Origin of the sequence: Candidatus Ruminimicrobiellum ovillum (assembly GCF_002392975.1) — a bacterium.
Lineage (GTDB): Bacteria > Elusimicrobiota > Endomicrobiia > Endomicrobiales > Endomicrobiaceae > Ruminimicrobiellum > Ruminimicrobiellum ovillum.
In genome coordinates, this window is record NZ_DGIC01000009.1 from 174329 (window position 1) to 185716 (window position 11388).

General features: G+C 31.3%; 8 protein-coding genes. All 8 read right to left on the reverse strand.

The window, feature by feature from the left end:
• Positions 1-5 precede the first annotated feature (5 nt).
• Positions 6-1616, reverse strand: a complete 1611-nt coding sequence (locus B2Y85_RS03690; RefSeq protein ID WP_372519128.1) for a peptide-binding protein — start codon at positions 1614-1616, stop codon at positions 6-8.
• 6 nt (positions 1617-1622) lie between these two features.
• The gene (locus B2Y85_RS03695; RefSeq protein WP_372519129.1) at positions 1623-1979 is read right to left on the reverse strand and encodes a hypothetical protein; all 357 of its coding nucleotides are present in this window, start codon (positions 1977-1979) and stop codon (positions 1623-1625) included.
• On the reverse strand, positions 1976-4069 hold the full coding sequence (locus B2Y85_RS03700; protein WP_372519130.1) for a hypothetical protein: 2094 nt from the start codon (positions 4067-4069) through the stop codon (positions 1976-1978). The genes B2Y85_RS03695 and B2Y85_RS03700 overlap by 4 nt, the downstream gene beginning before the upstream one ends.
• A 102-nt stretch (positions 4070-4171) precedes the next feature.
• On the reverse strand, positions 4172-4972 hold the full coding sequence (locus B2Y85_RS03705) for an LpxI family protein (RefSeq protein WP_372519131.1): 801 nt from the start codon (positions 4970-4972) through the stop codon (positions 4172-4174).
• 2 nt (positions 4973-4974) lie between these two features.
• Positions 4975-5745 carry an acyl-ACP--UDP-N-acetylglucosamine O-acyltransferase gene (lpxA, locus tag B2Y85_RS03710; RefSeq protein ID WP_372519132.1) on the reverse strand — a complete coding sequence of 257 codons (771 nt, stop codon included), beginning with the start codon at positions 5743-5745 and terminating at the stop codon, positions 4975-4977.
• Position 5746: 1 nt separating this feature from the next.
• Positions 5747-7096 carry a bifunctional UDP-3-O-[3-hydroxymyristoyl] N-acetylglucosamine deacetylase/3-hydroxyacyl-ACP dehydratase gene (locus B2Y85_RS03715; protein WP_372519133.1) on the reverse strand — a complete coding sequence of 450 codons (1350 nt, stop codon included), beginning with the start codon at positions 7094-7096 and terminating at the stop codon, positions 5747-5749.
• Positions 7097-7098: 2 nt separating this feature from the next.
• Entirely contained in the window at positions 7099-8121 is a 1023-nt protein-coding gene (gene lpxD, locus B2Y85_RS03720; protein WP_372519134.1) for a UDP-3-O-(3-hydroxymyristoyl)glucosamine N-acyltransferase, read from the reverse strand.
• 14 nt (positions 8122-8135) lie between these two features.
• Positions 8136-11240, reverse strand: a complete 3105-nt coding sequence (bamA, locus tag B2Y85_RS03725) for an outer membrane protein assembly factor BamA (protein WP_372519135.1) — start codon at positions 11238-11240, stop codon at positions 8136-8138.
• Positions 11241-11388: the final 148 nt, after the last annotated feature.

Sequence of the window (11388 nt, forward strand, 5' to 3'; positions counted from 1 at the left end):
AATAATTACTGAACTAAAAGATTTGCATTTTTATATTTTATATTTTCTTTCTCAACATACCATTGATAAAAATTCCAACCTATACCGGCAGGTGCAAGTTCAACATTTTCAAATCTTTTATGAATACAAACCAAATTTTCCGGATAATATAAAAATATACATGGCGGATCTTCTCTCATAATATCTTGTATTTTATGATAATATTTAATTCTTTCTTCTTTACTGAAAGTTGTTCTTGCCTTTATCAGCAAGTCATCTACTTCTTCGTTTTTATACGACATAAAATTATATTGTCCTTGTCCGCATTGAGAAGAATGCCACAATGAAAATTGGTCAGGATCAACAGATGTATTCCATCCTAAAATAAGAGCATCAAAATTTTTCTTATTCACGTATTGATTTAAAAAGCTACTCCATTCCAAAATTCTTACATTAACTTGAATACCTATTTTTTTTAATTGTTCCTGTATAATTTGTGCCGTAAGCTCTCTTGTTTTATTCCCTTGATTTGTAATTATGTTAATTTCAAAATCTTTACCGTTGAACAATAATTTTCCGTCTTGAGATTTACTGAAACCTATAGACAACAACAATTCTTCGGATTTTTTAGGATTATATTCATAAGGTTCTATTTCCTTGTATGCCCAAGATTGAGGCGGAAATATCCCCTGAGCGGTTTTAGCCATTCCCGATAATACCCCTGTTATAATATCTTTTTTATCTATCGCATAATTCATTGCTTGTCTGAATTTGATATTATTATAAGGCTGTTTTTCGAGATTAAAGCCTAAAAAAGTAAAACTGAATGCCGGATATCTGTATTTATTATAATTTTTGAAAAAAGATTCATATGCATTCCATTGATCCGGGGTTAAAGACAGTTCATCTATAGTTTGTGTTCTTAATTCCAAAAACTGAACAGATTGATCCGGTATTACTCTGAACAATAAAACTTTTATTTTAGGAGCGCCTTCATAGTAATTCGGATTAGATTCCAAAACTATCTTTTGATCGGTAACCCATTTTTTAAAAACATATGGTCCCGTTCCTACAGGTTTTCTGTTATACTGCGATGTATTTATATCTTCATCTTTGAAAATATGTTCGGGTATTATACCTATTGCCCAACTTTCAAGTATAGGTGCAAAAGGTTTATCATAAGTAACGGTAAAAGAATAATCGTCTGTTATTTTAAATTCTTTTACCATTAAATAATCCGACGAAAACGGCGTTCTTGTATTAGGATCCGTCAATTTATCAAAAGTAAACTTAACATCCTTAACCGTAAATTTATGTCCGTCGTGCCAATAGATATTTTTCTTTAAATTGAATTTTATTTCCAAACCGTTTTCCGATACGGAATAATTTTCGGCCAAATCACAGACCAAATTCAAATTTTTATCATATTTTAAAAGTCCGTTGTATATATACGAATTAACAGAAGATGACGATGAATCGGAAGCTAAAACGGGATTTAAATATATTGCATCTCCGATTGAAGAGACAACATACATGTCTCCCAAAGGGCCATTATCCGTTTCAACTTTTTTCCCGCATGAAACAAAAAATAAAGTTATTAAAAAGATAAATATTAAACCTGTTTTTTGCAATTTCATATATTTTTATAGTTTATCCCAATTCTTTTTACCTTCTCTGAGCATTTGAGCACTTGCTCCTTCTTTCTTCAAATGAGGGCTGTACTCTCCACCCATATCGTGCATTGCTGCTTTCCAATTTTTACTGGAATAAACAGAGTTATTATAGTGTCTTATACCCGGCAAATTATTAAACCAATTTTTAAATTTTCCCCAACCTATCTTTACGGATGTTTTAAATTTAACAATTTTTTCATTTTTCATAAAATTATCATATGCTCTTTCTATTTTCTGAGTTACAGACACATCTTCAGCATAAACTTTTACGGTTGTGCATAAACAGAACAAACTGCAAAATACAAAAAACAAAACAAACTTTTTCATTTTTTTATCTCCTTTTTAGCTTTTTCTAAATCTTGTTTAAATTCTTTATCAACAATAAAATTATATTTTTCGGCATATTTCACATCTTTTTGTGCCGAATCATAATTTTTTAACAAATACCAAACCATAGCCCTTTTAAAATAAATCTCTCCGTTATCTCTTTTTAGTAATATGGACATCGTATAACAAAATATTGCCTGCTCATATTTTTGTTCCAAAGCGAAGACATTTCCCAGCAAGAAGTAACCGAAATTATCACAAAGGTTCGATTTTAAAAGTAATAAAACTTTTGTTTGTCCGTATTTTCCTTTTTCAAAAAAACAACTTGCCAGTTTATTAATTATCGGCACTTTATTACTTGCAAAATCTATTCCCTGCAGTGCTGTTTTTTCAAAATTAATAAAATCGTCCGTTGTTTCGTAAATTGTCATCAAATGAATATAATATTGTTCTTTTTTCGGATTTACGGATATTGCAAGTTTTAAGTTTTCTATCGCTTTTTCAAAATTTTTTTCTTTTTGATAAAATACCGCCAACGTTGCAAAATAACCATCGTTAACAAGAAAAAGATTTTTATCTTTTTCTTTCTCCATAAAACTTATTGCTTCTTTTGTTTTTCCTTCATTGTAAAGAATAATTCCTATATTTTGCATTGCATAAGCATAATTTACATTTGTGTACGGAATAACCGAATAATATTCCTTTGCCTGTAAATATTTACCTTGTTTCTGCCTTAAATGTGCAAGATGAAACGCCGTATATGCATTTTTATAATTTAATGAATAACTCTTTTCTATATCTTTTTGAGCCAAATCTAAATTATTCTCATTTTTATATATAATTCCTCTCAATAAATAAGCTTGGTCGGCTGTTGCCGGTGCATAATCTATTGCTTGTGTCATCAACTTTTTATTATCTGACCATAAAAGATTTCTTTGATAAGTTAAATATATCAATGCTGCCGCGACAAATATCGAAACCGAAACGGCTATATATTTCAATATCTTATTTTTTTTATAAATATAACAAATAACCTCGGCAACCATAAAAGATAAACCTATGTAAGGTATATAAGTATATCTGTCCGCTACCGGTGCAATGCCGGTAGGTAAAATACCGCTTGAAGGCAATAATGTTATTAAAAAGAAAAAAAATCCGAAAAAAATTTTTTTATTTATTTTCAAACTCAACAACACGAAAAAAATCAATAAATATAACAGTGCCGACGAATAAAACACAAAATTCGGAACAATATCGCAATGATCATAAAAATCCGGATAAAAACATGATAAATTTATCGGTAAAAAAAACTTACATATATAAAACAAACAATTTAAATGTGCATCATAAAAATTAGTAATTTTTACAAATAGTGTCGCAATAATTTTTTCCTGTTCCGAATAATGTCCAAAAACGGCAATATAAGAGAAAACAAAAGAAATAATAAAAAAAGGTATATATTTTTTCAAATAATCATATTTAAACTTAAATTCATCCCCGTAAAAATCAACTAAAATAAGAATTGCCGGTAATGTTACCGCGGTAGGTTTTGACATACACGACAATATAAAAAGAATTATTGAAAAGCAATATAAAAGCTTTCCCTTGTTTATTTCATAAGATTTTATGTAAGCAAAAACAGCCGATAAAAAAAAGAAAGAAAACAAAGTGTCTTTTCTTGCAGAAACCCAAGATACAGGCTCAACATGTGCAGGATGTAATGCAAAAATAAATGCACTGATGAAAGAGACAAAAAAAGATTTCGATAAAAATTTTATTATAAAAAAAACAAGAAAAACATTTAATAAATGTAATATAACATTATCAACATGATACAAATACGGATCCGTTCCGCAAATAAAATATTCCATTGCATAAGATAAAGTAACGACAGGGTGATACAGTTTATACTGATATGAAGAAAAAATGTGTTTTATATTATTGAAAGATAAACTTTTAATATCCTGATTTTCCACAACCATAACGGGATCGTCAAGATTTATGAAACCCGTTGTAAGTATCGGATAGAAAGACAGCACGACAACATACGATAATAATATTAAAAATAATATTTGATATTTTCTTGTCATAGCTTAATATTATATTTTACTACTTTTATGTCTGTTCTTGCAAAAAAAAAGACACATTTTATACATATAAAATGTGTCAAATTAAAATAGTATAAAAATAAGCTACATTGCAATAATGGTAACACCTGCTTGTTTTGCTTTTGCCATAACTAAATCTTTATCCAATATTAGAGTAGAATCCGCCTCTATTATCATTGCTCGTATTTTATTGCTTTCCAAAGTATCTACGGTTCTTGTTCCTATTACGGGAACATCAAATCTAAAATCCTGGTTCGGTTTTGCAACTTTTACAACTATTGCGTTTTCTCCACCCAAAGAATATGCTCTTTTTATGCACTCGTCTGTTCCTTCTATTGACTCTACAGCCAAAACCGATTTATCTTTAACGACTACCGTTTGACCGATATCAAGTCCGGCAATACTTTTTGCCATTTTAAAGCCAAACTGTGCATCTTTGTCTTCATCGGAATTTAATTTCTTACCGACAATAAGACCTTTCGGCGCAAGTAAATGTTTCAAGTATATGTGTGAGGGCAAAAATTTTATTCCGTCTTTTTCAAATTCTCTGACTACGGCACCTAAAATCGTATCTGTTTTTTTATTCACTAAAGATGTCATTATTTTAAGTGCTCTTAAATCCATTGTGATTGCAGAATAAATTTTTGCATGTTTAACTTGACCTACCATTATGGCAGTATCAATATTTCTGTCTTTAAAAGTATCTATAATTTTTTGAATTTTGCCGACGGACAGCCACACCGTTTCATCACAAAAATTTTCAATATCTTTATCGGCTTCTTCTTTTAGTGCAACGGTAACGACTTTGTCGCCCTGTTTTTTTATTTCTTGAGCAACAAGAAAAGGGAACCTTCCGTTACCTGCTATCATTCCTATGGTTTTCATAACTATTTTGGTCTGCAAATTCCTCTTTGAGATTTTTTTATGAAATCAATTATATCTTTGACATAAACAGATGAAGATAATTCTTCTTCTATTTTTGCTACGGCATCATTTAATGTTAAGTGCGAAGCAAACAAAATTTTATAAGCATGTTTTATATTTTCTATCTCGGCAATAGGAACTCTTTTTCTTTTAAGTCCTACCAAATTCAAACCGAATAAATTCGCTCTGTCACCTTGTGCCTGCATATACGGAATTATATCCATACTTACCATAGAACCGCCGCCGGTAACAACATTTTTACCGATTTTAACAAACTGATGAACAGCGGTAAGTCCGCCCATAACAACTCCGTCACCGACTTCAACATGACCGGCAATTGCACAACAGTTTGCAATTATACAATTATCTCCCAAAATACAATCATGAGCAACATGTGCACATGTCATAATAAGACAATTTTTTCCTACAACGGTTTGACCGCTTGCACTAGTACCTCTGTTAATTGTCGCAAATTCTCTAACCGTCGTGCCGTCTCCTATTATTGCAATTGTTTTTTCTCCGGCATACTTTAAATCTTGAGGCGGAGCACCTATTGATGCATGAGAAAATATTTTACAATTTTGACCTATTCTTGCACATTCTATCGTTGCATGCGCTCCGATAAAGGTTCCATCTCCTATTGTAACATCTTCACCTATTACAGCATAAGGTCCGATTTCTACATTTTGTCCGATTACTGCAGATTTATCTATTATTGCCGTACTATGTATCATATTATTTCTCCCTGTCTACTATAATAAACATAAATTCGGCTTCTGCCGCCAACTTACCATCAACAAAAGCTTCTCCTCTTACTTTACCTTTTCTTCCGCTGTCTCTTATAACTTCAACCTTTAATTCCAACATATCTCCGGGAATAACTGTTTTTCTGAATTTAACTTTATCTATTCCCATAAAATATGCCAAACAATTTCTTAATGCAGGTCTTGATAAAAACATAACACAAGATGTCTGTGCCATAGCTTCAACAATCAAAACTCCCGGCATTATAGGCTGTCCCGGAAAATGTCCTTGAAAGAAAGGCTCATTTCCGCTTACACATTTATATCCGACAGCTTTTTTATCTCCCGCTCCGATCAATTTAACTCTGTCTATCATAAGAATAGGATATCTGTGAGGAATAATTCTTTGAATTTCAGCACTGTTAAATACCGTTACTTTTTCATCGGAAACAACTTGTTCTTCTTGTTTTTTTGGAACATCCACTTTTGGTTCTCCTTTATCTATAACAGCTTTAGAAACAAATTCTTTTATAAAACTTACATTACTTTTATGTCCCGGTTTTTCGGCAACCAATCTTGCTTTTATCGGTTTACCCGCCAAAGAAATATCGCCGATTAAGTCCAATATTTTATGTCTTACAAACTCGTTATCAAATCTTAACGGTTCTTTATTATATATACCATTAGGTCCTATAACTATTGCATTATCCAAACTTCCGCCTTTTGCAAGACCGTTTGATTGTAATGCTTCAATTTCATAATCAAAACAAAAAGTTCTTGCGGGAGCAATATCGTTAACATAAGATTCCTTTGTTATTTCAAATTTTGCCTGTTGATGAGATAAAAAAGGATGATCGTATCCTATAGTACAATCTATTTCCAATTTATCACTCGGATAAGCAACGATTTTCGTGTTCCCGGATGTAAAAGTAACAGGTTCTTTTATTGTATAAAAGTCTTTATCAGCATCTAACTCTTTTATGCCGGACTCAAAAATTTTCTGCGCTATTATTTTTGCACTGCCGTCCATAATTGGCGGTTCATTATTATTTATCTCTATTATTAAATTATCTATCTCCAATGCAAAACAAGCAGATAATATATGTTCTATTGTATGAATTTGAACATCTCCGGATTGAATGGTTGTTCCCCTTATAGCAACACCTGTAGATAAACTGTTCCAATCTGCTTTTATATCCGGTTTGTTAGGTAAATCAATTCTAACAAAATGTATTCCCGCATTTTTATCGGCAGGTTTAAATACCATCTTACTTTTGTTACCGGTATGTAAACCTATACCTTCAATACTAAATTCTTTTTCAATAGTAGTCTGTTTTGCCATGATTATTCCTCTATATTTAACTTTTTTATTATCTTTTTAACTTGCGAAAAAAGTTCGGGTAATTTTTTTATTAAAACCTGAGATTCCAAATGTTTTCTGTACGGCTGTAAAGGATGACCGGCAACAACCTGGTTTCCTTTCAAATTACCGTTTATACCGCTTTTTGCACCGACCATTACATTGTCACCTACGGTTATATGTCCTACAATACCAACCTGTCCGCCGAGAGTTACTTTATTACCAATTTTTGTTGAACCGGCAATACCTACTTGAGAAACTATTATAGTATTTTCACCAACTTGAACATTATGTGCTATCATAACTAAATTATCTATCTTTGTGTTATTTCCTATGGATGTTTTTCCTATAGCGGCTCTATCAATTGTAGTATTTGAACCTATCTCAACATTATTTCCGATTTCAACATGTCCGATTTGCGGAATTTTTTCCCCTGTTGCGGCAAAGCCGAATCCATCTCCGCCAATAACAACTCCGGGATGAATTATACAATCGTCACCTATTATTGTTCTTTCTCTTATTGTAACATTCGGATAAATCAAACAATTCTTACCTATAACAACATCGCTGCCTATAAATGTATTTGCTAAAATTTTTGTGTTGTCTCCGACTATCGTATTATCTTCAATAACTACATTATGACCTATCGTAACATCTTTACCCAAAATAACTGTTTGTTCTATTGTTGCTTTAGGACTTACACCTGGCTTTATTTTATCTAATCTTTGTTTATCTATTAAAACCAATACCTTTGAAAAAGCAAGTTGCGGATCTTTTACTATTATAAAATTTTTACCCTTATATTCTTCAACGTTTATATCTTCTCCTACGAATATTGCACTGGCCTTTGTATCTTTTAAATAGTGTGTATATTTTTTGTTTCCTAAAAAAGATATATGCCCTACCATAGCATCTTGAATAGCACCGACACCTACAATGACACAATCTTCCTGCCCTATAATTTTTCCGTTAACAATACCGGCAATTTCTTTTAAAGTTAATTTCATTTTTACCTCTTATATTAGAAAACATTTCCTATTGTAAAGTAGAATTGCTGTAAATCCTCGCCTCTCTTATGATTTAATCCGTATCCCCAATCAAGTCTTAACGGGAATACCGGTGTCGCAAATCTTATACCGAAACCGAAACCTGATTTCAAATAATAAGAATTTGTTTCATCATTATCTGTTCCGAAGGCAAATTTGATATGATTTATATCCTTCCATGTTCCGCCGATATCATAGAAGAAAGCTCCTTGTAATATAGTTCTTTTATTTTCTTGAACTATAGGGAATTTATATTCAACATTTGCCACAGCCATTACTTTACCGCCGTTATAAGGTCCGACTTCAGTTCTGTATTTATAACCTCTTATCGTATCGGCTCCGCCGACATAATATTTTTCATACAAAGGAACATCGGAAGAAGAGCCGTAACTTTCTATCCAACCGGTATTAATATTAACCGAAAGCACAAATTTCCAGAATGTAGGGAAGAACCATGTTCCTCTTACCGAATTTCTAACATAATTAACATTTCCGCCCAAAGGTCCTCCAGCAACACTTATACCATAAGAATATCTTGCACCTTTTGATGCATCATAAATATAATCTCTCGTATCATAAACAATTTGAGCTCTCACACTGGATGTTCTGTCTTTTGCCAAATCGGGATCATTCATAATTTCTTCTTTAAGTTCATCATCATCTATATCGAAAATTCTTACATGTTCGTAAGTGTAACCGAATAGCAAAGCTATCTTGTCGTCAACTCTCGGGCTTATAGAAACGGAACCTCCAAGTCTTCCTTCTCTGTAAGCATCGCTTGTATTATGATAATCTCTCAATCTTTCTATGTTATATAAAGACAACCCCAAACTCATGGCTTTTCCCAAAAACCAAGGTTCGGTCCAATCTATTTCGTAATTTTGTCTTCTTGCACCGAATTCCCATAACAAATTCAATTTTTGTGCTCTGCCGAATAAATTCATATGTTGCAACTGAATAGAACCGACAAATTTATCAACGGAAGAATAACCCGCACCGGCAGTTATCATACCCGGTTTACCTTCCGTTATCGAAAAAGCCAAATTCATAATATCAGGTTGACCGGTAGGAGCAATGTTAGGTTCTGCTCCGTCGATAAAACCTAAATTATAAATTTTCTCCATACTTCTTCTTACTTTACCGGAAGAGAAAACATCTCCCGGCATAAGTAAAATTTCTCTTCTTATCGTATTATCTTTCGTATTTGTTAAGCCATCCACATAAATATCGCCGACATAAACTATATTATTTTCCTGTATATTAAAATCCACATTTACAACATTTTCTATTATTTTTTTTCTTTCAAACTTAGCTATTTTATTTTCTATTTTAGTTTTTTTCTTTTGAAGTTTCTTTAATTTTTTATCGGCAAAATCATTTTTACCGGCTTCATTACCGTTTATATCTATTACAAGATTATCCTCTATATCAAGATGCTCTCTTTTTTCTTTTATTTGTTCGTTGATTGCATCTAATTGTTCCTGTAACTTTTCCTCTTTTTTATTCTGCTTTTCCAATTTCTTTTCTTGTTTTTCAAGTTTTTTCTTTTCTTTTGCTATTAACTTTTCTTTTTCTTTTTCGGCTTTTACCAGTTGTTTTTCTAATTTAACTTTTTTCTTTTCTAACTTTTTTTCCTGCTTTGCGGTAAGAACAAAATCAGCACCGCTTTCAGCTCTTTGATTAACTTCATCGATATCACTCTGTATCAATTGCTCTTTATTTTTTTGTTTCAAAACTTTACTTTCTCTCTTTTCCAATTCTTTATGAGCTTTCAACAATTTCTTTTCCAATTTAGCTTTTTTCTTCTCTAATTTTTCTCTTTGTTTTGCCGTAAAATCACTATATTCTATATACTCCAAAGATTGATCAATATCGGCTATTTTATCCTTTATATCCTGTTCTTTGCTGTTTTGATTTAAAACCTCGCTTTCTCTGTTTCTCGTTTTATATTTAGTTCTCTCTAATTTTCTATTTAATTTTTTTAATTTTTTATCAACCGACTTTTGGTTTATTTTAGTATCCAATTGATAGTCTATACCGTCTATATCTTCCTGTATCAAAACTTCTTTTTCCGTTTTTTTGGAACTAAGTCCTTCCTGCATTAAATTATCGTTACTTTTTGAAAAGTCGGGAGCAATGTAAGAGTGCAGATATCCTCTATTGGAATAATCATCGTAAACTTTATTTAATAGCTCTAATATTTTTTCCTGATTAAATATTTCGTTTTTCTTTATTGTGGAATGTTTAGACAAATCTTTGGAAGATATAACATAGTTACCTTCAAAATCTATATCTCCCATCTTATATCTTGCACCTTCATTAACTCTTAAAGTAATAAACATTTTCGTTCTTGCATCATCGTATGCTATTTCCGGTTCGTCTATCGAAAAGTCCATAAAACCGCGATTTAAATAAAACTTCTTTATCGATGCCATATCATTTTTTAAAGTTTCTTCTTTAAATACTTTTTTCTTCTTGGTTTTTGCCAACTTCTTAATTTTTTTATTTTTAAAACTTCTTACACCTTCCACATACAAATCACCTACCAAAACTTTATTATTTTCGGTTATAAGAAAAGTTATTGTCATTGTATTTGTATCTTCGTCTGTAGTGGGATATACTTCCATTTGACAATCGGCATATCCTTTATCTTTATATAGTGTAAGTATTTTTCTTTTAGACTCTTCCAATTCCACGAAATTATAAAAATCTTTTTCTTTTAAAGTAATTTCGCCTTTTAATTTTCCCACGGAAAATTGTTTATTTCCTTTAAAAACGATTTTCTTTATATACGGTTTTTCATCCAATTTAAACTTAACTATTTTGTTCTCTTTATCAACGGACAAAGAAGCATCTTCGAAATAGCCCAAGCCTAAAATCGTTCTTAAATCATCCCTTGCGACAGATGCCGCATAAACTTTACCTTTTTTCAACTGAATCTCGGAACGAACCGTTTTCGGTTTTACATTTTGCAACCCGTCAAAAACAACATCTTTTATTCTGAAAATAGTATCATCATCCGCAAATAAAGCGGGAACACTTATAAAAATGAACAATATTGCAAGAAAAAATTTTTTCATAATAATAAACCCTTAAAAAACTAATAAATATTCTATTAATTTTATTAAAAAACGACTAAATAATCAACAATTTTCATATTAAATATTAGACAATATATACAAAAAAAAAGTTTCGACAGCAAACAAAAAGGGAGATAGTTGTTTAAAC

Excerpts from the sequence above, each read along its gene's own strand:
- bamA (WP_372519135.1), bottom strand. The coding sequence starts at position 11,240 with ATGAAAAAATTTTTTCTTGCAATATTGTTCATTTTTATAAGTGTTCCC.
- lpxA (WP_372519132.1), bottom strand. The coding sequence starts at position 5,745 with ATGATACATAGTACGGCAATAATAGATAAATCTGCAGTAATCGGACAA.
- B2Y85_RS03715 (WP_372519133.1), bottom strand. The coding sequence starts at position 7,096 with ATGGCAAAACAGACTACTATTGAAAAAGAATTTAGTATTGAAGGTATA.
- B2Y85_RS03695 (WP_372519129.1), bottom strand. The coding sequence starts at position 1,979 with ATGAAAAAGTTTGTTTTGTTTTTTGTATTTTGCAGTTTGTTCTGTTTA.
- B2Y85_RS03705 (WP_372519131.1), bottom strand. The coding sequence starts at position 4,972 with ATGAAAACCATAGGAATGATAGCAGGTAACGGAAGGTTCCCTTTTCTT.
- B2Y85_RS03700 (WP_372519130.1), bottom strand. The coding sequence starts at position 4,069 with ATGACAAGAAAATATCAAATATTATTTTTAATATTATTATCGTATGTT.
- lpxD (WP_372519134.1), bottom strand. The coding sequence starts at position 8,121 with ATGAAATTAACTTTAAAAGAAATTGCCGGTATTGTTAACGGAAAAATT.
- B2Y85_RS03690 (WP_372519128.1), bottom strand. The coding sequence starts at position 1,616 with ATGAAATTGCAAAAAACAGGTTTAATATTTATCTTTTTAATAACTTTA.